This window comes from Helicobacter cinaedi CCUG 18818 = ATCC BAA-847, assembly GCF_000155475.1.
GTDB lineage: Bacteria > Campylobacterota > Campylobacteria > Campylobacterales > Helicobacteraceae > Helicobacter_C > Helicobacter_C cinaedi.
In genome coordinates, this window is the sequence record NZ_DS990391.1 from 303645 (window position 1) to 328247 (window position 24603).

Sequence of the window (24603 nt, forward strand, 5' to 3'; positions counted from 1 at the left end):
TTTAGCCCACTCTTGTGTGCTTAAACCATTGAACGCATCTTTACTTTTTTTATCCATTTAATTTCTCTCTTGCAATGTTTTTTGCTAGATCTAGGGCTTCTTGGACTTTATTAGATTCTGTAACCTTACCTCCAGCGGTGGCAAAATCATCTCTGCCTCCACCATTGCCCCCTAAGATTTGTGCGACTTGCTTTACCCACGCTCCAGCTTTAAGGCTAGATACACCCTTTACTCCAGCGGTTAGAGAGACTTTGCCGCCAGATTCTGTTACAAGCAAAATCGCTACCTTTTCATTCTCATTTTTCGCCCTATCTATGATGTCCTTTGCCTCTTTTGCCTCCACTAAATCTAGCTTTAGGACGATGAGTTTCACGCCATTGACTTCTTCATAATCTAGGCTTTTGACACTCTGCTTTGCCTTGTTTGCACTCTCTCTTGCCTCTTTTAGTGCATTTTGCAGCTTTGCCACACCTTGCAGGACATCTTGGGCTTTTAGCTGCTCTTTTAGGCTTTTTATGGATTCTAGTGCTGCTTTGCCATAGTGATACGCCGCTTTGCCACACACCGCTTCAATACGCCTAACCCCACTACTCACGCTACTTTCACGCACGATATAAAAGCTCCCAATCTCTGCGGTATTGTGGATATGAATCCCCCCGCATAGCTCAATAGAATCGCCGAGGGTTATCACACGCACACTCTCCCCATACTTCTCGCCAAAGAGTGCCATAGCCCCCTTTGCTTTAGCTTGGTCTATCCCCATAGTCTCACACACTTGCGGGGAAGATTCTGTAATTTTACTATTGACTAGGGCTTCTATTTGCTCTAGATCATTGACGCTTAACGCCTTTGGGTGAGAGAAGTCAAAACGCAAGCGATTTGCTTCCACAAGACTTCCAGCTTGAGCAATATGAGATCCTAGAATCTGCCTTAAGGCGTAATGCAGTAAATGCGTGGCAGAGTGGTGCTTAATGATTTCAAAACGACTAGAATCCACTTGTGCTTTCACCAAATCCCCTGTTTTTAGCATACTTGTGGCAACGACTTTAGAGAGATTTAGCCCAAAATATTTTTGGGTGTCTAAAACTTTAGCGATTATATTTTGCGGACTACTAGAATCCACTTTGCTAGAATCTACAATTCTAGTATTTGCGGTGTTGCTAGTGGGGCTTTTTGTGGATTTTAGGGGGGAGCTAGACATAGAGTCTGCGGCTCCCCTAAAATCCACAAAATCGCCACTATGATTACCCAAAGACGAATTGTTACAAGCTGAATGCTCCAAGCTAAATAATACTCCCTTATCCCCAATCGGTCCGCCTGACTCCGGATAAAACGGCGTAGATTCCAACATCATCCAGCCCTCTTGCCCTGCCTGTAAAGATTCCACTCTTTTGAAGTTAGAATCTAGCAAGGCTAGAATCTTAGATTCTGTGCTTATGCTTTCATAGCCCACAAACTCATTCTCACCAAATTCACTCAACAGTGCGTTAAAATCGCCATCCTTGACACTATCGCCGCTTCCTTTCCAGTGTGCTTTGCTCCGCTCTTTTTGCTCCTGCATACATTTTTCAAAGCCCTGCATATCCACGCCCAAGCCAAGCTCCCTTAGCATATCTTGTGTTAAATCAAGCGGAAAGCCGTAAGTGTCGTAGAGTTTAAAGGCTATTTCACCGCTAAAGTGCATTGCTTCTTTGGTCTTGTTAGAATCCACTTTGTGAGAGTCTTGGCATTCTAAGGATTGAGATGAGAAATCGGCGTTACCAAGTGAGCCAACAAGAAGCTTACTAGAGGTAAGTGCCGCAGTTGGCGAACGCAGATTCGCCGATTTATCGCTCAATACTGAATACCCCCTTAATTTTTCTAGCTCTGCGTTAAACAACGCCATTCCCGATTCTATCGTCTCAAAAAACCTCTCTTCTTCTGCCTTGCACTGCTCTTGCAGGGCATTTTTACGCTCTATTAAATAGCTATAATGTCCGCCCATAGAATCACACACTACCCCTACAACTTCATATAAAAACGCTTTTCTTAAGCCTAGCAAATAGCCGTGCCTAACCGCTCTGCGTAAGATTCTCCGCAAAACATAGCCCCTGCCCTCTTTGTCAAAATTTACCCCTTGTGCCAACAGAAACGCCACAGCTCGCGCGTGGTCGGCAATGACTCTAAAGCTTGCAATGTCTTTCTTACAAGAATCTATTATGTCTTTTGCAAAACCCATCGTGTTTTTAAGCAACACGCTATCGCGGTAATAGCTCTTGCTTGTAAGCTCCTTAATACACTGCATTATGGGTGCAAAAAGACTAGAATCAAAATTATTTATCTCGCCCTCTTTGAGTGCTATTACTCGCTCTAGCCCCATACCTGTATCAATGCTAGGCTTAGGCAATGGTGTCAAACTCCCATCAGCACTTCTTTCATACTGCATAAACACAAGATTCCATATCTCTAAAAATCTATCCCCCTCACCGCCGAAATAGTCCTCTTCTCCATTAAAAAACTCCGCTCCTTGATCCACATATATCTCACTGCAAGGTCCGCAAGGTCCTGTATCGCCCATTTGCCAGAAGTTATCCTTATCACCCATTCTTTTAATGCGACTAGATTCTATATGCTCATGCCATAATTCATACGCTTCATCATCGCTTTCGTGAATCGTTACATATAAAAGGCTCTTATCAAAACCTAAAATTTCTGTTACAAACTCCCACGCATACGCAATAGCTTCTTTTTTAAAATACGCCCCAAAGCTAAAGTTACCAAGCATTTCAAAAAGCGTGTGATGTCGTGCTGTATAGCCGACATTTTCTAAGTCGTTGTGCTTCCCACCTGCACGGATACAAAGCTGTGAGCTTGTAGCGATATTGGGACTTGGGATTGGAATCTTACCTGTAAAAATATCCTTAAACTGCACCATTCCCGCATTGGTAAAAAGCAGACTTGCATCATCTGGCACTAAAGGCATAGAATCATAGACTTTATGCCCATTGCTTTTAAAAAACTCCAAATACAATGCTCTAATATCTTTCATCACTTTGCTCCTTTAGAATCTATAACGCACATTTAGGCTTACTGTTGGGTTGCCTTGCATATCAGTATCAATATTTGGCGTAATGAGCGTATTTTTTGGCATATATTCCTTTGTAAAAACCCACGCAAACCCCCAAGCAATTAACGCTCCAACACTCACTTGCAACACAGAATGCTTTTTTGCCTCTACCCTTGAAGCTGCTGTGAGTGTGGCTAGAATCCCAACGGGAATGGCGGACTTCCACCCATAGCGATAATACACATACCCCGCCGCACTAAATGCCCCACTTGCGTGTCCGCTTGGCATACCTTTATAAATATCACAGCAAGGGCGTTTAGCAAACTCAACCTTATAGCCATTCTCGTGCATTGTTTCAAAAATCTCTTTAATACCCTCTGTGGCAAGTTGTGTGCCAAGTGTGCCAAGTGCAAGCTGCGAAGCACCCTCATAATCCTCCATTGCAATAGACACAATCATCACATACAAAGGCAAGAATCTAAACGCATCGCCAAATTGTTCAAACTCATTCTCTCGTGCGTGAGACACACCGAGTAATCCACATATACATAAAACCATACAAAGCCGCTTCATTCTTATCCTTCATTAGCAAAAATAAAGGCGTTATTATAAGATTCTATCCTTAAAATTGCTTATGCTAAGAGTGGCTTAGATTTCCTATCCACCGCATATTTCACCGCATTCATATAGCTTTGAGTATGAATTTTCACGCTCTTTTTATATGCCACATCAAAGCCCACACCGTGATCAACAGAAGTGCGGAGAATGGGGAGATTCAAGCTCACATTAATGCTTTGCTCAAAATACAATGCCTTAAGTGGGGCTAATCCCACATCGTGATACTGACTTACAAAATATCTAAATTTCTTGCGATTAAGCGGGGAAAACGCACTATCAGGCGGATAAGCTCCAAAAAATAGCTCTCTATTTAACACCATATTTGCTTCACATACCGCTTGAGTAATATATTTATCCTCATCTCCCATAAGCCCACCATCGCCACAATGCGGATTTAGCCCAAGCACACAGCAAGGCTCATTTAGCCTAACCGCCCCAGCAAAAGAAAGTAAAAATGTTTTTATAGAATCTTGATTTATGCTTTGACTGACTTTTCTAAGCGGTATATGATCAGTATATAGGGCTACAAACATCTCTTCACAGCCTAGCATCATAATAGAATCTGCTCCAAAATATTGTGATAACACTTGCGTATGCCCGATGGATTTTACCCCCGCTTCTTGCCACGCTTTTTTGTGTATAGGCAAAGTTACAAGGGCTTGTGTTATCCTAGATTCTGTAAGTTTGATAGCTTGAAGAAAGCTTTTATAGCTATATAGCCCACTCTCTTTACTCACCACACCGGGCTGTATATCAACACAAAGCTCAAAGTCCGCTACACATTTCATATCCTTTGGCATTGATAAGCCTAGAATCTTTGCTGCAGATTCTACAATCTCTAAATGCGTAACATACACAGGCTCACAAATTTGAGATATAGCATTATGCGACTTTAGGGCAATCTCAAGCCCTATGCCATTTATATCGCCTATGCTGATAGCTATCTTTGGCACATTGCCCTTCTCATATCCATAATAGCACGCTCCAGCCCCACAAATACAGATCTAGCAATGATGCTATGCCCGATATTTAGCTCACTGATATAAGGAATACGCACAATATCAGCGACATTTTGATAATTTAACCCGTGTCCTGCAAAGCACTCTAACGCCCTTGTGTCCATACTAGAAGTGGCAAGTTTAGCACATTGACCAATAGAATCTAGGCTCTTTTGTATTTCAGATTCAAGCTCTTGTGGGGGTAAATCAAGCTCTGTAATCCTGCGATGTGTGCGGGAAAGGTTTGTATTTTTCATTAAATGCAGGTTCGCATATCGCCCAGTGTGTAGCTCCACAGCTTGTGCGCCAAGCTCACGCGCTAGAAAGATAGATTCTTTTTTAGGGTCAATAAATAACGCCGTGGCAATGCCTTGAGCTTCAAAGGCTTTGAGCACTTCACGGATACTCTCATAATGAGATTCTATATCTAGCCCTCCTTCAGTTGTTATCTCCTCTCGCTTTTCAGGCACAAGGGTAATGCGTTGTGGGACAATCGCACAGAGATAATCAATCACCTTTTCATCAAGGGCAGATTCAATATTGACAGGCAAGGGGCTAGATTCTACAATGCGTTTGACATCGCTATCGTGGATATGCCGCCTATCCTCACGCAAATGCAGTGTAATTTGACTAGCCCCTGCATTTTTAGCAATAAATACCGCCTCTAATGGATCAGGCTCATAAATCGCCCTTGCTTCACGCAAAGTTGCTATGTGATCAATATTCACTCCTAGCCGCATATTCTCTCCTTAATCTATCGTTCCATTGCGATGACACCGCTTCGCACAATCTCTTTAGGATTAAAAATCTTAATGGCGGAAATAAACTGCTCAATAGCGGTAGGTCTATCTGTGGCTATTACAATGACATACTTTTCATTGGCATTGACGATTTTGCCATTATAGGCTTTACATAATGCCTGTATATCTGCGAGTTTCTCACTGATTGGAATCTTCACAAGCACCGCTTCTTTCTCAAGCAAATCATCACTTGAAATCACGCTCACAACAGGGATAAGCTTATGAAGCTGCTTGATAATCTGCTCAATAACCACTTCCGAGCCTTGCGTCACAATCGTAATGCGTGAAAGATTGCTATTGGGAATGGGAGCGGTGGTAAGCGATTCTATATTATACCCACGCGCTGAAAAAAGCCCAGAGATTCTAGCCAAAACGCTGTGTTCATTAATCACATTTACACAAATGCTTTTTCGTAAAACTTTTGCTTCCATAAGTTCGCCTTTAATCTTGTTTTTGTTGTGTCTTTGGGAGTATCATCTCGTGTATTGCCCCACCGCTTGGCACCATAGGTAGCACATCTTCATACCTATCCACAATCACTTCAATAAACGCCACTTTCTTAGAATCTAATGCCTTTTGCAACGCCAAATCAAACTCGCTTTTTTTCTCCACTCTAAAGCCCACGCCACCAAAAGATTCTATAAGCTTTATGAAATCAGGCTGTAAAGTCAAATCTGTGTGTGAAAATCTATGCTCGTAAAAAAAGCTCTGCCACTGCCGCACCATACCCAAATAATTATTATTCAAAATCACACTCACAAGTGGAATCCCATACGCGACGCAAGTCATCAGCTCTTGGATATTCATTAGAATTGAGCCATCACCAGTGACATTAATAAGTGTTTTATCTTCACGCGCGAGTTTTGCTCCCATAGCCGCAGGTAGCCCATAGCCCATAGTCCCAAGCCCACCGCTACTTAAAAACTGACGCGGAAAGCTAAAGGGGTAAAATTGTGCCGCCCACATTTGATGCTGTCCCACATCTGTGGTAATAATCGCATTTTCTCCTAGAATCTCGCCTAGCCTTTGAATCACCCATTGTGGCTTAATACAATCAAGGCTATCTTCAAAACTTAGCGGATGCTGCCTTGCATACTCTCGCAAATGCTCTTTCCACTCTAGAATCTTAGCACTCTCATAGCCACTTAGCTCACTTAACATATCACTCACAACACTCTTTAAATCCCCAACAATGGGATAATCCACGCCTACAACCTTACCAATAGAGCTAGGATCTACATCAATATGGGCGATTTTTGCCTGTGTGGCAAATGCACTTAATTTACCTGTTACCCTATCATCAAATCTAGCACCCAAGCACACGAGTAAATCACACTCACTCACCGCCATATTTGCCGCGTAGCTTCCGTGCATTCCTAGCATTCCTAGCAGATTATCATCATCATATCGTAGCACCCCACGCCCCAAAAGTGTCTCCGTGCAAGGAATACCCGTGCAATGCACCAAATCTCTAATCACCTCACCCGCATTTGAGAGAATAGCCCCACCACCGATATAAAATAAAGGCTTTGAAGCCTTAGAGATAGCTTCACAGAGCTTTTTAACCTGACGCGGATTGCCCTTAATTGTAGGCTTATAGCTTTGCAACACAATAGAATCTGGGTAGGAAAACTCGCCTTTTGTGCCTGTAATGTCTTTTGGAATATCCACAAGCACCGGTCCGGGTCGCCCACTTCGTGCGATATAAAAGGCTTCTTTCAAGACTCTAGGGAGTTCTGCTAGATTCCGCACTAAAAAATTATGCTTCGTGCAAGGGCGAGAAATCCCCACCGCGTCAATCTCTTGAAACGCGTCTGTTCCAATTTGTGTAATAGGCACTTGTCCGCTAATCACCACAAGTGGGATAGAATCTGTAAAGGCCGTGGCAATACCTGTAACGGCATTTGTAAAGCCCGGACCTGATGTGATAATGGCTACACCCACATCGCCACTAGCCCTAGCATAACCATCAGCGGCGTGAATTGCCCCCTGCTCGTGGCGTGCGAGAATGTGGGAGAAATAATTTTGCTTATAAATCTCATCATAGATGTGTAAAACAGCCCCACCCGGATACCCAAAAACAACCTTCGCACCCTCTAAGTGCAAGGCTTGAATCACCATCTCCGCACCTGTCATTGTTTTCATAAAATATTCCTTCCATAGATAATCTTAAGATAATCTTAACGCTTGAAACTTAGAATTTTAAGAAAAGGCAAATCATACCAATTTTGCTTAAGAATGCAATAAAATCATTCAAAGTTTGAAAATTTTTCAAAAATTTATACTTATTTTATACAATACCCCTTTCACATTCGCAATACCCTGTAAATAAGTTAATTACAACGCCCAAGACACAATGGAGCAAGATTTTATGAATATGCGTCAAAAAATCTTTTTTATCAATCTTTTGCCAATTATTCTAATAAGCCTTAATCTCCGTGCCCCCATCACCGCCATAAGCCCCGTTGTTGATATTATCAAGGACTATTATCATTTAAATGCCGCATTAACCGGACTACTGACTTCCCTGCCCCTTTTAGCTTTTGGGCTTGTATCATTTTTTGTATCATATTTTCAGCCTACAAGGGCTTTATTCATAGGGCTTATATGTATTTTTGTAGGCGAGATTTTGCGTTGTGTGGGGGAGAGTGCGGAGCTTTTCATCGGCACAGCGATTATGGGAGGGGGCATAGCTATTGCAAATGTTTTACTCCCTAGCCTTGTAAAAGCAAAATTCCCACGCAATATTCCAAAAATTATGGGGATTTATAGCCTTGTGCTCAATCTCTCTGCCGCACTTGGTATTGCCCTTATCTTGCCACTTATGATGATTTTACCCGTGCCAATCGCACTTGGAATCTGGGCGATTTTAGCTCTCATTGCATTAATAAGCTATTTTCCGCAAATGAAAAATCGTAGAATCTCACGCCCAAAACTTAAAGCCGATTCTAAAGGCTCAGTTTTTGCTAATCCCAACGCGTGGAAAATCATCTCTACTTACCAATCATAAAAAGGCAACATAAAACTTTCATTCTTATTTTATGCGTTTTTTAAGATAAGTATGATTATACTTCAGCCCGGGTTTTGACCCAAACAAACAACAAATAAGGGAGCAGAGCTATGGCTGTTAAGATTACAGATATTTGTATCGCTTGTGGTTCTTGTATTGATGAATGTCCTGTAAGTGCTATCGTTGATGATGATGATAATCCAACAGGCGAAGGCATTTACTATGTGTATTCAGACAAATGCGTAGAGTGCGTTGGGCATAATGAGCAACCTGCTTGTGCAAGTGCTTGCCCAACTGATGGTTGCATCGTGTGGAGCGAATTGGGAAGTAGCAATCGCGACAATATCGGTGCTGATATGAGAGATGGCACACACCCTGTGGTATCTTAAAATATAGAATCTCACGCTTGTGGGATTCTTGCTTTACAAATCTTCTTTTAAACTTTCACTTTTTCATCTTGAAATTTAACTTGTTTTTGCTAATTTAGATTCTTAAGCTAGAATAAATCCGTTTTTAAATTTCACTTTCAAGGAGACATAATGAGGTTATTACACACATTTGGGACTTTTGCATTTGGAGCTTTTGGTTTAGGGTTATTGTTAGCAGGGTGCTTTTCTGGTGAGCCTAGCACACCACAGGATAATGGGGAAATTACACAAATTTGCAATGAGCCAAAATATACCATTGCCCTTGGTAAGATTGAGACAACAAAGGAAAATATCCTTTCAAAAAAAGATTTTCAAGTAATCTTAGATGAAAGCCTTGCTAAAAGCGGTTGCTTTAAGATTGAATCTAAAATAAGCCCAACAAACTATACGCTTAACATCAAATATGGCTTTGAGATTCAAGAGACAAAAGAAGACACAAGTGCCATTAGCACCAAGGATAGTGCGACTTTAAAAAGCGATGTAAGCTTCACAATGACAAATAAGACAAACACGATTCAGCAAAATGCAACAAGTACATTGAAGATGAGTGAGAAAAAATATCTTGGCGTTGGCGATGAGCTAGAAATCACGCAAGATCAAAAGCAAAATGTCATTAGACGCTCACTCCGCACGATTTTTAATAACCTTTCAAATATGCCTAGCAAATAAGCTTTAAGGATACAAATGCAGGTTACGATTATTGGTAGTGGGTATGTAGGGCTTGTGGCTGGGGCGTGTTTTGCCCAAATGGGAAATGAAGTGATTTGCCTTGATGTAGATTCTAAAAAGATAGAATCTTTAAAGCAAGGCAAAATCCCTATCTATGAGCCGGGCTTAGAAGAAATGGTGCGTGAGAATGCTAGGCTTAAAACTTTGCGTTTTAGCACGGACAAAAAGGAAGCTATCTCAAATGCGGAAGTGATTTTTATCGCTGTTGGCACACCAATGGGTGAAGATGGCAGTGCGGATTTAAGCTTTGTCAAAGCTGTGGCACAGGACATTGGCAGTCATATAGAGCGAAAATATGTCGTGGTGGTGGATAAAAGCACAGTGCCGGTTGGGACGGCTAGAGAGGTGAGAAGAATCATAGAATCTGCGTTAATCAAAAGAGGGAGGCATTCAGCTTGTCAAGGCAATTCGTCTTTGGGTAATCATAGTAGCGATTCACAAAGTGAAACGCCCACTTTAGAGGCGTTGTCGGGGTTGGGGATTGCTAAGGGGGAGGGAGCGACCTCGCCTAATTCAAGCCTCTCCCCCTTAGCTCAAAAAAAAGAAGCAGAACAAAATCCCTTTTTGCGAAAAGAAAACAACGAAAACAACGAAAACAACGATGATTTTTTAGAATCTAACATTCATCACTCAACTGAAATGCAACCCATTGCATTTGATGTCGTAAGCAACCCCGAATTTCTCAAAGAAGGCGTTGCTATAAAAGACTTTATGAGTCCAGATAGAGTGGTTATCGGCACAGATTCTACAAGGGCATTAGAAGTGATGAGAGCCTTGTATGCACCATTTTTATTGAAAAGCGATAGGTTCATTGCGATGGGGATAGAATCTGCGGAGATGACAAAATATGCAGCAAATGCAATGCTTGCTACAAAGATTAGCTTTATTAATGAGATGAGTCAAATCTGTGAGCGTGTGGGGGCAAATATCAATGATGTGCGGCAGGGCATAGGCAGCGACTCACGCATAGGATATAGCTTTATTTACCCGGGCTGTGGGTATGGCGGGAGCTGCTTCCCTAAAGATGTAAGGGCGTTAGAAAAGAGTGCAAAAGATGTGGGCTACACGGCAAAGATTTTGCAGGCGGTGCAGGAAGTCAATGAAAAGCAAAAAATGTTTTTGGTGGAAAAAATAGTCAAGCATTTTGGGGAGAATCTGCAAGGGCTTAGCTTTTGTGTATGGGGGCTTAGTTTTAAGCCAGAGACTGATGATATGCGTGAGGCAAGCTCTTTGATGTTAATAAATGAGCTAACTAAGCGTGGGGCAAGGATACAAGCCTATGATCCAAAGGCATACGAACAAGCAAGATTCTATCTCAAAGATAGGCTAGATTCTATTATATTTATGGAGAGTAAATATAGTGCGTTGCAGGGCTGTGCAGCGTTGGTGCTGCTAACTGAATGGCGGGAGTTTAGAAGTCCTGATTTTGGCGAAATAGCAAAGCTGTTAAAAGAGCCTATTATCTTTGATGGACGAAATATTTATCAGCATTGTGGCTTAGAATCTAAGGGCTTTGCGTATTATCAAATTGGGGTTGCACAGAGGGCTTAAAAACATACCATTTAATAAAAAAGCCGATTGTAAAAGTTAGGATTCTATAAAAGGAGTGTGTATGCTAAAAAGTATTGTAATTTTTATGGGTATGATAGGCTTTCTTATGGGGGCGGAGCTTGAGATACGCACCACGACAATGGGAACGGTTGGTGAGGTCAAGCAGATTCGTGTGAGCTACATTAAAGGCACAGACATTAAGCACGGGCGTGAGGCGTGGTATGATGAGAGTGGGCGTTTGCTTCATCAAATGCACTATATTAATGGACGCAAAGAGGGGCGAGAAATGCAGTATTCCCAAGATGGCGAAGTGCTGTATGATGCGAACTACAAAAACAATAAGCTAGATGGATTAGCCCAAGAGTTTTATCCGCAAAGTATTTTGAAAGCAGAAATGACCTATGATGAGGGTAAAATCATCGGCAAGGCAAAGTGGTATCACTCAAATGGCACACTTGCTAAAGAAGCAGATTATAATGATGGAATCTTGGAGAGCAAAGTCGTAGAATACTATGATAATGGTAAGGTCTCTCGGCAATATGCCTATAAGCAGGGCAAGATTGAGGGGGTAAGTCGGGGATTTTTTAAAAGTGGTAAAATTGCCGAGATGGTAAATTACCGCGATGGCAAGAAAAATGGCGATATGAAGCAGTATGATGAGAATGGGCTGGTGCGTGCAGAGGCGAGTTTTGAAGATGATGAGAAAGTCGGCAAAGAGCGAACCTTTGATGAAAATGGCAATCTTGTAACGCAGCGTATTTACAGCACAGGCTCTCCCAAAAAGGTGGAAGTGAGCTGGTTTTATCCCAATGGCAAACTCAAGCTTGAAATGCTCTATGAAAATAATCAAGCTATATGGCAGAAAGAATACAACCAAAAAGGCGAAATCACCGCAAAGCTAGACTGCCAAGCACAAAGTTGTCTTCCGGGCTTAAGCGAAGTAAGAACACGGGGGGATTAGTTTTTAGATTCTGTTTTCACATTGTATTGCTTTGAAGCCTTAAGGATTGCCTACCTAGCATTTTTACAAGGCAAACTTACAAGCCTTAAATCTTTAAAACAAGAGCTGTTTTTTCATACTTGTCAATTAGCCAAACGCCAAGCTACCTTTAACCGCACACAATTCCCCAAAATCACACTTTTACCAAAACAAGATTTACAAAAAAAGAGAGATTTATAAACTTTTAGCTACTTAAGACAAAGACTGATTAAGATTCTTGAATCTTGCCAGAAAAATAGAACAATACAAAAACCTATTACACAAGGAACTTTTTGTGTGCACTTTGGACTTCAATTTTTCGAGATTTATGACAAGAAAAGGAAGTCATATCCGTAAGATTTGTTTATTCGATGGCGAATATTATATAAAGGACTTTTTTGATGAGACAAACTAGCTCATATCTAAGCCTATTTTGCCGGGATTCAAAATATTATTTTGAGTCAAATGCCTTTATGATAATCTAAAAATATTTATTTGTAATTAATGTTTATCTGCGTCTATTTCCAATATCAACTCAATTTATTTTGTTACTTTTTGTGATTAATTTTTGTAAATCTCCGTTTTTTTTTGTCAAAGAATTAGATTTTTTTCAAATAGAATTTGGCCTTAATTTCGCTGGGGAGTTAGAATATCAATGAAAAAAGTTTTTGTAGTAATTCTTTTAAGCTTATCATTGAGCTCAAACATACTTGCCCAAGAAAAAAGTGGCTTATTTCTTGGGGCAACGGGAGGGCTTGGCTTTATAACGGGCGTATTTTTTGATACAGCTGGTAATGACACATCGTGGGATAGTGTGCTAATGAAAGAAACAACCTACTCAACCGCACTTGGCATAAAAGGCGGATATCAGTATTGGTTTTCTCCACGCGTTGGTGTTAGGACATATTTGCAATATGATTTCAATTCTGGTCGCACTTGGCACATCAAAAATGATAAATTATTTATCCATTTTCAACACTCAACCGGCAATATGGACTTAATGATTAATTTCCTTAACACAGAATCTTTTTCACTAGGTGTATTTGGTGGGTTTGGGCTAGGCTATACTATCAGCACTTGGAATAATGCAGACATTCTTAACTTTCTTCAAAACAAATATGATTATTTTGGATTAGCATTTATTACGAATGTAGGCGTTTCAGCGACTTTTACACAACAGCACAAAGTTGAACTTGGCTTAAGATTCCCCCGATTGCCTATATTTTATCAAAGCCTTGAGTCGCAAAACAGAAGTGGCTTTGGATTCACAGCAGCAAGTGTGAATCTAAGCTATTCTTACATATTTTAGCCATTACTTCATATCTAAGCCCATTTTGCCGGGATTAAGAATATTATTTGGATCAAATGCTTTTTTGATATTCGCAAATAAATTCATCTCCGCTTCACTAAAGGCTAAACGCATAAAAGGGGCTTTTGACAAGCCTATGCCGTGTTCCCCACTAAGAGTGCCTTCAAGCTCAATGGCGATTTTAAAAATCTCCTCTATACACGCATAGCCCCTTTGCATAGATTGTGCATCATTTGGATCACTCACCATTACATTTACATGCACATTCCCATCGCCCGTATGCCCAAAGCAAGGAATCTTAAAGCCATATTCTTTGCTTAGAATCCCAATGCGTTTAAGTAGCTCCGGCAAGGCTGAACGCGGCACGGTAATATCTTCATTGAGCTTTTTCTTACCATAAATGGTGATACTTTGGCTGACATTCCGCCTTGCAAACCACAAATCCGCCGCTTCATCATCAGTTTGAGCGATTTTGAACTCCACACAACCATTTGCCTTAAAGCATTCCTGCAAAACTTCAAGCTGAAAGTCTAACTGCTCTGGCAAATCCCCATCAACTTGCGTGATGAGAATAGCCCCCGCTTGAGTTGGTAGCCCCTTGTGGAATCGCTCCTCAACCGCACAAATACTCAAATTATCCAAAAACTCCATTGCCACAGGCGTAATGCCACTTGCCATACTTTTATACACTGCATTCATCGCTGATTCTATATCAGCAAACACGCCCATAGCCGAGCGTGTGAGCTTTGGCTTGGCAATAAGCTTGAGCGTAATTTCTGTAATAACAGCTAAAGAGCCTTCACTTGCTATTAAGATTCCAGCAACATTGAATCCTGCTACATCTTTTATCGTCTTTTTTCCTGCACGAATCACATCGCCATTTGGCAAAACCGCACGCAATGCCATCACATAATCTTTTGTGATTCCATATTTCGCCGCTCGCATACCTCCAGCATTTTCACTGACATTGCCTCCAAGTGTGCTGTATTCCTGACTTGCAGGATCTGGCGGATAGAATAAGCCCTTTGCCTCCACCGCTTCTTGAAACGCCTTATTCACCACGCCGGGTTGCACTCTAGCGATAAGATTTTTTTCATCAATTTCTAAGATTCTATTAAAATGCTTTTCTAATGCTAAAACAATCCCCCTTTGAACGGGCAATGCCCCACCGGTAAAGCCACTTCCCGCCCCTCTAGGAATAACAGGAATCTTTTGATCATTGCAATAGGCTAAAACCGCACTGACATCTTGCTCATTCCTAGGAAACACCACTGCATCAGGCTCATAACGCTCCCTTGTCGCATCGTAGCAATACGCCACCAAATGTGCCTTGTCATCATAGCAATTCTCTTCCCCTACCATTTGCTTAATGGCTTGAATATGTCGCTTGTGTAGCATAATCACTCCTTATTTGTGGGATCAAAAGCTTTAAGGCTTGGGTTTAAAAGCTCATCATAATAGCTAAAATATTGACGCGATTTTTTTGAACGCAACTTGCTTGCGAGTGATCCGGTATCAATATTAGCAATGCGTGAAAAAAATGGTGCTTGGGTTGTCTCTAGCTCTGGCTTAGTAAAGGGCTGCACTTCAAGCAGGGCAAAACTTTGGCAATCAAGCACATTTAGCCCATTTGACGCCAAAATATACACAAGCCCTATGCTATATGCGTTACAAAACTTACGCAAATGCTTGGGCTTTGGGTCATTAATGCCATCTTTTGCCAAAAACGCCGCAAACAAATCAATATGCACAAAATGCGTTGGATTGGTAGATAGAATCTTATTGTAACTCTCTTGATTTGGAGCAATAGCAATGGCTTTATTATAAAACCCACCAAATATCACCTTATCATCTTTTGTTGGTGTAGCTTGTGGTGTGGGGAGATATTTTTGTGCGATATTTTCAAAATGAGCAAATCTCGCATACGCATTGCCACTCTCAATCCGCTCAATCACAGCACTTGCGATAATGACATTATAATCCCCATTTTGTGCTAGAACAATCCCACTTTGCCCCACTCTCAATCCATTAGCCTCAAAGGTGAGTATTTTGCCCTTCACTTCTGCTATATTTTTTGACACAGGCTCAAGATTGAGCGCAAAGCCCATACTCACCGCACATACAATACCTAACCACAATCGCCACAACATAAATTCTCCTTCTATTTATTCACATATTTTTTATTTCTTAAAAACCACATCACGCCAAAGGCTAAGCCGGGCGTTTTTGTCTTGCTTTCATTATATAAAAACTGCTCTAAACAATCCACCTTAACAAACACAGATTCAATCACTTCTCCATCAATACCCCCACCTGTGCTAACCCTATCATTTTCATTAATTTCAGCATAAAAAAGGTTTTGTTTTGCCCCGCTATGCCCTACCGCTGTGGCAAAAGAAGTGATATATTCTAAGCTATTGACCTTATATCCACACTCTTCTTCTACCTCTTCTTTAGCGATTTGCTCCACGCTCTTGCCCTTTTTATCCACAAGCCCAGCACATAGCTCATAAGTGTAGCCAACCTCATCTTGAGTCTTTGAATCTGTCCTAGATTCTAAATGTGATTCTCCAAAATGACGCACGAATACCGGCGGACGAAACTGCTTAACAAACAACAAACTTTGCTTTTGTGTGTGATAGAGCAAAACAGAGACAGAATCTAGACTATGGATAAAATCCCAACTGCGTTTTGCCCCATTTTCCACATAAAGCATACGGCGAGGTTTGATATAGGCTGAATCCACACATTCACAAAAGCTTATATCTGTAATAATGGACTTCATTAGACTACTTCCCTTGTGGATTTTGCCGTGTGGATTCAGCAGAATCGGCAGAAGTGCTAGATTCACTAGATTCAGTAGAATCTTCGTCTGCTTCACTCGGTGTAAGACTAAAGCTTTCATTTGCCACAATGCTATTGCCACCTTTTTCCAACGCCTCTTGCAAAAGTGGGATAAAGCTTTCACTCACAGCCATAAACTTCTCTTTTTCCTTACCTTGTAGCTCTTTACTTACCGCCTTGACACTTGAAAGCGGATTAATAGGCACATTATTGCGATACAGCCCAAAATGCAAATGTGGTCCTGTGCTTAAGCCTGTTGAGCCAACGCGTCCTATAAGCTGTCCCCGTTTGACTTTTTTGCCACTTTTCATACCTGAAGCAAAGGAATTCATATGTGCGTAAAGGGTTTTAAGATTATTCTCGTGGCGGATTTCAATAAGATTCCCATATCCGCCCCGCTTACCTGCAAAAATCACAACCCCATCAGCAGCTGCGACAATGGGCGTGCCTTTGGGTGCGGCATAATCCACCGCATAATGTGGGCGAATCGTGCCTAAAATCGGGTGTTTTCTACCAAGTGAAAAGCGTGAGCTAATCCTTGCTCCAGCCACCGGCGTTTGTAGCAAAAAGCCTTGAATCTCCTTGCCGTCCTTATTGTAATAACGCCCATTATTGAATCTAAAAATATAATGTGGCTTTTTGTTGATCTCTACAACCGCAGCTTTAATATTTGCATTTTTAAGCGGTTTGCCTAAGCGATATTTGCGATCATAAATTACTGCTAGTCTATCGCCCTTTTGGATAGAGCGAAAATTGACACTATTTTTGTATGCGTTTAAAAACTCACTCACAAGCCCATTATCGCGTGTCATCTCAAGTAAATCTTGATAGGGAGAACTTTGAATAGAAAGACTGATTGTTTGCTCTTGTTCAAAATAAATCATCGGTGCGAAATCAAGCTTAAACTCGCCATCTCGCTTAAAAATATGAATCTGCATACCATCGCCTATGGGAATAAGTGCCTGTAATAATTCCTCATTATCATCTAAAAGTGTGTAGTATGTAACACCCGCATATACCTCCGAAGTTAGCTCCCTATCTTTTGGAGGGAGATTGTAATATACGCTTGTTGGAATATTATACTTTTGAAAAAAAGCAAAAAATGTATATCCACTCTCCCAAATTTGACTATATGCAGTCGCTCCAAAGCTTAGACTACTCCACAAACTTAACAATACAATCGCTTTTTTCACCATAGAATACCTTAAATAAAATGATTTGGGGTTTTAAAATTGCTCTTTTTAAAATGCTGGATTCTAGTATAAAAATTTTAATAAAAAATGCTAGAATACGATTTTGCACTTTTGGCATTCTTTTTGCTGTCTCTTTTGTAGCAGGAGTATTTTTAAGGAGTGAAATATGAGCATAGGCTTGAAAAATTGGCTATTCCCTACAATCAGTTTTGTTGCATTTTTGTATGTGATGCTGTTGCTTGGGATTTGGACATATCGCGTTGATGCCAGTAAGCCTTTGTTTAGCTCTGATGGAAGCTCTAAAAGTGTAACAACACTCAAAGACTTTAAGCAAGAAATGCAAGGCTATGTAAAATAAAGAGTGTGTCAAACAGCTAAAGTTTTTTAAACATTAGCCGATTTGGCATTAATCGCACATCAATAAAAGGGGTATCTTATGGTAAATGGTATCAATACAAGCATAAAAGCAACAGCAGCTCTCAATAGAGATATAATCTCAAAGCAAAGTGAGAATAATGAAGTCAAAGAAAAAGAGCAAGTGCAGCTCTCTCGTGCTGAACAAATCAAAGAGCAAATCAAAAATGGCGAGTATAAGATTGATTTGCAACAAACTTCCGAAAAAATGGCATCAAATTTGCTTAACCTTTAAGAACTATCCATTGTGGCTTGTTTGTCTAAAAAAGCAGGTTAAACAATGGATCTTTGAAGGATTAGGCTATGCTACACACTTATATCAATGGTGCTATCGCTGATTTAGAAGCACTCATAGAATTAACACAACTTGATAACGCCGACATTCAAGTGGCGAACCACGAAGCGATTTTTGCTAGAGTTGAGCAAAAGGATTCTCTTGTGAAAGCATTTGAAAACAAAAAATCGCTCTTACAGCAAGAAATGCTTTTACTTTGTGAAAAAAATCCACATAAATCACTCCAAGATCTTTTAAAGCAAGAAACTAGTGCATTACTTGATACAATGCGTGGAAAATTAGAAGAGCTAAAAACCCTTAATGCCAATTACGCACGAAGTGTGTTTGCTGTGGCAGAGTTTTATAACTCCCTTATCCAAAGGGTTATTCCACACGAAAACAATGGCTACGGGCATAACCGCCCACAAAGCCATATTCTTAAGATTCAGGCATAGGCTAGATTATGGGTGGCATTCTCTCATCTCTCAATACTTCCTACACAGGCTTACAAGCTCATCAACTTATGGTTGATGTAACGGGTAATAATATCTCAAATGCAAGTGATGAGTTTTATAGTCGTCAGCGTGTGCTTGTCCGCCCAGAAAAACCTCTATACTTTCAAGATTATAATCTCGGCAGGGGCGTGAGTGTAGAGACGATTCAAAGAATCCACGATGAATTTGTCTTTAATCGCTACCGCAAAGCCGCAGAAGAAGCACAATACTATGATACGCATTTCACAACCTTGCGTGAAGCTTCAGCCTTTTTCCCAGAAGTTGATGGTGTGGGAATCTACAATGATTTAGAAGAGTATTTTAACTCGTGGAAAGACCTAGCTAAAAACTCCACAGACCCAGCCCAAAAGCAAGTCCTTGCCAAGAACTCCCAAGTGCTTAGCACAAATATTAAAGACACAAGAGCTAGGCTTGTGCGATTACAACAAAAAGCAAGTGAAGAGCTTGAAGTAACGATTAATGAAGTTAATCGTATTGCCAAGGAAATCGCCCACATTAATGGCAAACTCAAAGAAATGGAAGACCAAAGAGAGTTAAAACAAGCCAATGAATTACGCGATAGACGCGATGAGCTAGAATACAATCTCCAAACGCTCGTAGGGGCAAATGTCTTTAAAAATCATCTAGATTCTAACGCTTCCATACACCCAAAACTTGCAGACTTTGATGATGAGTATGTGCTTAATATCGGTTTTGGTTTTAATATCGTTGATGGGGCGATGTATCACCCCATTGTGCTTAAAAAAGATGATAATCATCTCAATTTAAACCGCGTATATTTTCAAGGTGATGACTTCAAAACAGTTGAAATCACAGATAAAATCGTGCAGGGCAAAGCCGGCTCACTCATTAGCCTATATAATTCCGGGGCAGATGGCACAAGAGTAGGTAAGATTCAAGATTATATCAATCATTTAGATATTTTCGCAAAAGGCTTTATTGAAGCGACAAACAGCATTTATTCACAAAGTGCGGCAACGCAAATCCGCAGCGATAAGCTTGATGTGTGGAGCTTGAATGCCCTTGTAGATAGCAACTATAATATTAAAGAGGGAAGTTTTGATGTTGTTGTATATAGCACACAAGGCGAAGAAATCGCACGCAAAACCATCACTATTGATAGAATCACCACAATGCACGATGTGGTAAAAGCCATTAACGAAAACACCGATGACAATAATGATAATAACGCCCTAAATGATGTTGATGACTATTTTCGTGCGTATTATGATAATGGCACAAAGGAGTTTAATATCCTATCAAAGAATCCATCGCAAGGCTTGTATGTGGCGATTCAGGATAATGGCAGTAATTTCACCGGGGCTTTTGGGCTAAATAAGTTTTTTAATGGAGAATACGCACACGATATTGCCTTAAATCAAGAATATGCTAAAGACGCTACACTTATACGCCCTTGGCTTACCCCCGTAAATGGGAACTTTGATGTGGCAAATATGATGCAACAGCTCCAATATGATGATGTGGATTTTTATGTCAATAAGTATGAAAAAAAACAGATGAGAATCCCAGAGTATTTTCAGTTCCTAGCTGGACGCGTGGCAAACCAAACCGAAGCCGCCCAACGCACAAAAGAGACTAAAGATTCTGTCCTATCTGCCGTGAAAAAGGAGCATTTAGCTATCTCGCAAGTAAGCCTTGATGAAGAAATGGTAAATCTCATTAAATTCCAAGGCGGTTATGCGGCAAATGCTAAAGTCATCACAACCATTGATCGTATGATAGAAACCCTGCTTGGTATCAAGCAATAAGCATAATAAAGCTTAGTTATGCAAACTTCATCATCTTCTCTATTTACACTCTTGGGCAAAAGTCTCAATGACTTTTTTTCCGCTAAGATTCTAACACTCACCCTTTTCCCAGCACTCTTTGGCATTATACTTTGGGGCGGTGTGCTTTATATTTTTGGCAATGAGATTTACACCTATCTTTCACAAATGCTTTTAGGCTTTATGCCCGATTGGCTCAATATGCAAGGCACGGCACAAAGCATTTTAAATGGTATTATCCATTTTAGCCTATCCTTTGCTCTTTATACTTTGTTTGGAATCTTTTTTCTTATAGCGATTTTGCTTACAAATATGCTTTTTTCCATTTTCTACACGCCCTTTATCGTGGAATATGTGCGGGTAAGAAGCTACCCCCACTTACCAAAGGCGGAGTTTGGCTCTCTTTTTGAGTGTATTTTTGTATTTATCAAAAATTTTTTACTTTTTGCACTTTTAGCCCTTCTCTCACTTTTTTTATACCTTGTGCCACTTATTGGCTCACTGCTTGGCTCTTTTGGCTTATTTCTCGTGTGGTATTTGTTTTTTAAAAATATGACTTTTTATGATGTGGGTAGTGCTAGTATGGAAAAATCACATTTTCAATCTATCAATCAAACGCGTTTTTTTACAAATCACGCCTACGCCCTAAGTGCTTATCTCTTAAACTATGTGCCGTTTTTTAATTTTTTTCTTATGCCATTGCAGATTCTGCTTATCACGCATTATTTTTTCACAAGGCTAAATGAAAATATAACAAGCTAGTCAAATTTACAATGCTTATAATATCTCACAATACCGCAACTCGCAAAAAGCTCCATAGATTCTATACTGCTTTCACGCCCCATATATATGTCTATATCCACATTTGAATCCACTAAGCCAAGCAAACTATGCAATTCAATCGGTGGGGCAAAAAGTATAAGATTCTGCACTCTTAGAATCTCTTGTGTCGCCCCCTTTGTCTGCCTATGCTCCCCATATTTTTCCAAACGCTCTAATGTCCGCTCCACCGCCCTTTTTGCTGAATCTACGCGGGGAGACAAGCCAAACGCCCCATAGCCTATAATCACATAAGGGTTTAGCCCCGCTCTTGCTAGAATCTGCTCTAGGATTCTAGCAAGAGCCTGATTAGCACTTTCACAGACTTGCTTCATAAATGGCTTTTATCTCTTCTTTGCTCAAACGCTCCTTTGCCAAAAGCTCCTTTGCTACTTTTTCAAGCAAGGGCTTAGCGTTTGTAAGAAACTCGCTCATTTCCTTTTGTGCCATGTCTAAGATATACGCCACATCGCTCACATCGCCCAAAAGTCGCTCCGCCATACCATATTCCGCACACATCTGCGTAGCAATCTCTTTTGCCCTAGCCACATCATCTTTAGCATTGCTAAAACTTTGCTGATAAATAAGCTTTGTGGCAATATTCCCAGCTAATGCTACTTTAATCTTACTCATAAGCTCTTGCTTACTAATCAATTCCTTATCCACCTGCTTAAAGCTCTCCCCCACAAGCCCAATCTTATCAAAATCAACTTCTAGCCAATACGCACTTAACGCCTTTGCCCCTTGATAAATAGCTAGAATCTCCTTTTCTTTCTCGCTCAAACTCAAAGCCTTCTTTTTCCCCACAAGCACCTTATCCTTTGTCGCTAAAATATCTTCCTGTGTTATCTCTTGTCGTTTATGTCGCAGTGCATTTAACGCACTCTCATTTACCAATGCTGCTAATGCCGCCCCGCTAAAGCCCACGCACAAACGCGCAATGTGATGAATATCTAGGCTATGCTTTTTGCCACGCAAATACAGCTCTAAAATAGATTCTCTCTCCTGCAAATTAGGCAATTCCACATAAATGCGTCTATCAAACCGCCCACTTCTTAATAACGCTTCATCTAGCACTTCAATCTTGTTTGTCGCGGCAATCACAATCACCCCACTTGAATCTTCAAATCCGTCCATTTCGGTTAAAAGCTGATTGAGTGTTGCCTCACGCTCATCACTCCTAGCATTGCCCCTTGCTTTCCCCACCGCATCAATCTCATCAATAAAAACAATACTCGGTGCATTTGCCTTTGCCTTTAAAAATAGCTCTCTTACGCGTTTAGCACCCATTCCTGCATAAATCTGTACAAAGCTAGAGCCACTTTGATAGAAAAATGGCACATTTGCTTCCCCAGCCACAGCCTTTGCAATCATCGTTTTTCCCACACCGGGAGGTCCTACAAGCAGCACTCCCTTAGGCAGAGCAATGCCTAAATCTTGATAGAATCTAGGATTTTTAAGATAATCAATAATTTCTAATAACTCTTCCTTAACTTCACTAATCCCAGCAACATCTTTAAATCTCACTCTAGAATCTAAGGGCATATATGTTTGCACACCAAGAGACACAGGCGTTTCCATAGGCGTTTCACTCTCACGCAAAAACTCTGCCCTTTTGTTTTCACGCATTTTTGGCTTTTTAAACAATAATCGCAATGCTTGAAACAGCACCGCTAAACCCAAAATCAGCACAATCACTATGCCAAGATTGCCCAAAATCTCGCTAAAAAAATGCTGATTTTTGATTGTTACAGGTTTATCTAACGCCCATAGTTTAGAATCTAAGCCCTCTGCATAAGCCTTATACCGCTTGTTTTCAAGTGTAAAATAAATATATTGTGTATCATAGATAATATCACTCACGCTTTGATTTGTAAGCAAATGCTCTGCCTCCTTAGCACTCACAAGCTCTATATTATCTTTTAACACCAGCACCAAGCCTAGTGCGATAACAAGCACAAGCCCTACAAGCCCTATAATCAAACTTTTAGATTTTGCCATTATTCTGCTCCATTGCTATATCATAGTCCTTAAAAGTCAGCCACTGCCCGATAAGATTATCTTTTTCACTCTCAAATCTCATACGATTAAAAAATTCATCTAGCCCCGTATAGACAAAACCATCGCTAGATTCTATATTACTAGATTCTATTTTGCTTTCACACAGCACATTAAGCGGTATCTTATGGGCTTTTCTAAATGCAACATTATTTTGTGCCACAATGTCTTTAAGCGTATGCAGTCTTTGCTTACTCACATCGCCCTTAATGTCATTTTTCATCGTGCTTGAAGGTGTTCCATCGCGTTTGCTATATACAAAGGGGTGCAAATGTGTGAGTGGAAAAAGCTTAAAATTTGCTAATGCCTTTTCCCACACAGATTCACTTTCCCCCGGATGCCCCACAATAAAATCACTCCCCAAGCAAAAGCCTTTTTGAGCGAAATAATTAAAAAGCTCCAAATCACTCTCCACACGATTATGCCTATTCATAATCTCTAGCATTGTATCGCTTGTATGTTGCAAAGCAATATGCAAATGCTTCTCCATTATAGGCAGCTCTAGCACTTCTTTAAACTCACTATCAATTTGACTAGGCTCAAGGCTACCTATACGCAAACGCCTTAACACCCCTAAATTATAAATCTCTCTTATAAGCCCTGCTAGATTAGAATCTAAATCCCTACCATAGCTCCCCACATTTGTGCCTGTTAGCACCACTTCGCTAATGCCAGATTCAGCTAAAGTAAGAATCTGCTTTAAAATCTTATCTTTTGGGTATGATCTCGCCTTGCCCCTAACACTAGGGATAATACAATAGCTACACGCAAAATCACAGCCCTCTTGAATCTTCAAAAATGCTCTTGACTTCCCTACAAACTCACTTACAATCGTGCTATCAATATGCTCCGGGCTATCTTCTTTATGAAAAAACCGCTCCTTATTTTGAAGCAATTCATCAATATTTTCCTTAAAACTATGGGCAAACACCCCATAAGCAAGATTGAGTGAAAAGACTTCCTGCCCCCTTGTGCCAACGCCACAGCCTGTGAAATACACCTTTTTATTTAAATCTCGCATTTTATGCAAATAGCCACGCACACCAGCATCTGCCCCATTTGTTACCGTGCAGGAATTGACAATCACAATATCCGCTTCACTCTCACATTCCACGCATTCAAACTGCCCTAAGTTACTTTTCATCACCTGCGTATCAAAGAGATTTGTGCGGCAGCCAAAGGTTTTAAAATATACTTTTTTTAATGCACTCATAACGCTCCTTTAATGTCT

General features: G+C 40.6%; 24 protein-coding genes. 11 read left to right on the forward strand and 13 right to left on the reverse strand.

The window, feature by feature from the left end; translation table 11 throughout:
* Nucleotides 1-49: 49 nt before the first annotated feature.
* The 6 genes from alaS to HCCG_RS01700 are packed head-to-tail and all read right to left on the reverse strand — an operon-like array spanning nucleotide 50 to nucleotide 7607.
* Nucleotides 50-3028 (reverse strand): alanine--tRNA ligase, encoded by a 2979-nt coding sequence (alaS, locus tag HCCG_RS01675; protein WP_002955641.1) that lies wholly within the window; start codon nucleotides 3026-3028, stop codon nucleotides 50-52.
* A gap of 12 nt (nucleotides 3029-3040) precedes the next feature.
* Complete coding sequence (locus HCCG_RS01680) at nucleotides 3041-3619, reverse strand: phosphatase PAP2 family protein (RefSeq protein WP_002955642.1); 579 nt, start codon at nucleotides 3617-3619, stop codon at nucleotides 3041-3043.
* A 59-nt stretch (nucleotides 3620-3678) separates the two neighbouring features.
* A complete protein-coding gene (gene pdxA / locus HCCG_RS01685; protein WP_002955643.1) occupies nucleotides 3679-4617 on the reverse strand; it encodes a 4-hydroxythreonine-4-phosphate dehydrogenase in 939 nt (312 codons plus the stop codon).
* Complete coding sequence (locus HCCG_RS01690; protein ID WP_002955644.1) at nucleotides 4605-5402, reverse strand: pyridoxine 5'-phosphate synthase; 798 nt, start codon at nucleotides 5400-5402, stop codon at nucleotides 4605-4607. The genes pdxA and HCCG_RS01690 overlap by 13 nt, the downstream gene beginning before the upstream one ends.
* 14 nt (nucleotides 5403-5416) lie before the next feature.
* A complete protein-coding gene (ilvN, locus tag HCCG_RS01695) occupies nucleotides 5417-5893 on the reverse strand; it encodes an acetolactate synthase small subunit (RefSeq protein ID WP_002955645.1) in 477 nt (158 codons plus the stop codon).
* 10 nt (nucleotides 5894-5903) lie between these two features.
* Nucleotides 5904-7607: an acetolactate synthase large subunit gene (locus tag HCCG_RS01700; RefSeq protein WP_015453807.1), complete on the reverse strand. Its 1704-nt coding sequence runs from the start codon at nucleotides 7605-7607 to the stop codon at nucleotides 5904-5906.
* A gap of 226 nt (nucleotides 7608-7833) precedes the next feature.
* On the opposite strand from HCCG_RS01700, the gene HCCG_RS01705 reads away from it, so the two are divergent.
* From HCCG_RS01705 to HCCG_RS01735, 6 genes are all read left to right on the forward strand, one after another.
* On the forward strand, nucleotides 7834-8472 hold the full coding sequence (locus tag HCCG_RS01705; protein WP_014667604.1) for an MFS transporter: 639 nt from the start codon (nucleotides 7834-7836) through the stop codon (nucleotides 8470-8472).
* A 110-nt stretch (nucleotides 8473-8582) separates the two neighbouring features.
* Nucleotides 8583-8861 carry a DUF362 domain-containing protein gene (locus HCCG_RS01710; protein ID WP_002955648.1) on the forward strand — a complete coding sequence of 93 codons (279 nt, stop codon included), beginning with the start codon at nucleotides 8583-8585 and terminating at the stop codon, nucleotides 8859-8861.
* Nucleotides 8862-9011: 150 nt separating this feature from the next.
* Complete coding sequence (locus tag HCCG_RS01715; RefSeq protein WP_002955649.1) at nucleotides 9012-9569, forward strand: hypothetical protein; 558 nt, start codon at nucleotides 9012-9014, stop codon at nucleotides 9567-9569.
* 15 nt (nucleotides 9570-9584) lie between these two features.
* Nucleotides 9585-11180, forward strand: coding sequence for a UDP-glucose dehydrogenase family protein (locus tag HCCG_RS01720; RefSeq protein WP_002955650.1), 1596 nt, complete (start codon nucleotides 9585-9587; stop codon nucleotides 11178-11180).
* A gap of 61 nt (nucleotides 11181-11241) precedes the next feature.
* Entirely contained in the window at nucleotides 11242-12141 is a 900-nt protein-coding gene (locus HCCG_RS01725) for a toxin-antitoxin system YwqK family antitoxin (protein WP_014667268.1), read from the forward strand.
* Nucleotides 12142-12814: 673 nt separating this feature from the next.
* On the forward strand, nucleotides 12815-13468 hold the full coding sequence (locus HCCG_RS01735; RefSeq protein WP_002955653.1) for an outer membrane beta-barrel protein: 654 nt from the start codon (nucleotides 12815-12817) through the stop codon (nucleotides 13466-13468).
* Between the two features lie 3 nt (nucleotides 13469-13471).
* On the opposite strand, the gene HCCG_RS01740 is transcribed toward HCCG_RS01735, so the two are convergent.
* From HCCG_RS01740 to HCCG_RS01755, 4 genes are read right to left on the reverse strand one after another with little or no spacing between them, the layout of a single operon-like run.
* Nucleotides 13472-14866, reverse strand: a complete 1395-nt coding sequence (locus HCCG_RS01740) for an FAD-linked oxidase C-terminal domain-containing protein (protein WP_002955654.1) — start codon at nucleotides 14864-14866, stop codon at nucleotides 13472-13474.
* Between the two features lie 2 nt (nucleotides 14867-14868).
* Nucleotides 14869-15618, reverse strand: coding sequence for a plasminogen-binding N-terminal domain-containing protein (locus HCCG_RS01745; RefSeq protein WP_002955655.1), 750 nt, complete (start codon nucleotides 15616-15618; stop codon nucleotides 14869-14871).
* A gap of 11 nt (nucleotides 15619-15629) precedes the next feature.
* A complete protein-coding gene (locus HCCG_RS01750; protein WP_002955656.1) occupies nucleotides 15630-16253 on the reverse strand; it encodes an NUDIX domain-containing protein in 624 nt (207 codons plus the stop codon).
* Between the two features lie 4 nt (nucleotides 16254-16257).
* Nucleotides 16258-17508, reverse strand: coding sequence for a peptidoglycan DD-metalloendopeptidase family protein (locus HCCG_RS01755; RefSeq protein WP_015453809.1), 1251 nt, complete (start codon nucleotides 17506-17508; stop codon nucleotides 16258-16260).
* Nucleotides 17509-17671: 163 nt separating this feature from the next.
* On the opposite strand from HCCG_RS01755, the gene HCCG_RS01760 reads away from it, so the two are divergent.
* The 5 genes from HCCG_RS01760 (at nucleotide 17672) to HCCG_RS01780 (ending at nucleotide 21257) form a co-directional block, all read left to right on the forward strand.
* Nucleotides 17672-17863 (forward strand): hypothetical protein, encoded by a 192-nt coding sequence (locus tag HCCG_RS01760; protein ID WP_002955659.1) that lies wholly within the window; start codon nucleotides 17672-17674, stop codon nucleotides 17861-17863.
* A 78-nt stretch (nucleotides 17864-17941) separates the two neighbouring features.
* The gene (locus tag HCCG_RS01765) at nucleotides 17942-18154 is read left to right on the forward strand and encodes a flagellar biosynthesis anti-sigma factor FlgM (protein WP_002955660.1); all 213 of its coding nucleotides are present in this window, start codon (nucleotides 17942-17944) and stop codon (nucleotides 18152-18154) included.
* 68 nt (nucleotides 18155-18222) lie between these two features.
* Nucleotides 18223-18648 (forward strand): hypothetical protein, encoded by a 426-nt coding sequence (locus tag HCCG_RS01770; protein ID WP_002955661.1) that lies wholly within the window; start codon nucleotides 18223-18225, stop codon nucleotides 18646-18648.
* An 8-nt stretch (nucleotides 18649-18656) separates the two neighbouring features.
* Nucleotides 18657-20477 carry a flagellar hook-associated protein FlgK gene (flgK, locus tag HCCG_RS01775; RefSeq protein WP_002955662.1) on the forward strand — a complete coding sequence of 607 codons (1821 nt, stop codon included), beginning with the start codon at nucleotides 18657-18659 and terminating at the stop codon, nucleotides 20475-20477.
* Nucleotides 20478-20495: 18 nt separating this feature from the next.
* Nucleotides 20496-21257, forward strand: a complete 762-nt coding sequence (locus tag HCCG_RS01780) for an EI24 domain-containing protein (RefSeq protein ID WP_002955664.1) — start codon at nucleotides 20496-20498, stop codon at nucleotides 21255-21257.
* On the opposite strand, the gene HCCG_RS01785 is transcribed toward HCCG_RS01780, so the two are convergent.
* The 3 genes from HCCG_RS01785 to HCCG_RS01795 are packed head-to-tail and all read right to left on the reverse strand — an operon-like array spanning nucleotide 21254 to nucleotide 24585.
* Nucleotides 21254-21649: a hypothetical protein gene (locus HCCG_RS01785; RefSeq protein WP_002955666.1), complete on the reverse strand. Its 396-nt coding sequence runs from the start codon at nucleotides 21647-21649 to the stop codon at nucleotides 21254-21256. The genes HCCG_RS01780 and HCCG_RS01785 overlap by 4 nt on opposite strands.
* Entirely contained in the window at nucleotides 21633-23315 is a 1683-nt protein-coding gene (locus tag HCCG_RS01790) for an AAA family ATPase (RefSeq protein WP_002955667.1), read from the reverse strand. The genes HCCG_RS01785 and HCCG_RS01790 overlap by 17 nt, the downstream gene beginning before the upstream one ends.
* Nucleotides 23302-24585 (reverse strand): MiaB/RimO family radical SAM methylthiotransferase, encoded by a 1284-nt coding sequence (locus tag HCCG_RS01795; RefSeq protein ID WP_002955668.1) that lies wholly within the window; start codon nucleotides 24583-24585, stop codon nucleotides 23302-23304. Before HCCG_RS01795 ends, HCCG_RS01790 begins: the two co-directional genes overlap by 14 nt.
* Nucleotides 24586-24603: the final 18 nt, after the last annotated feature.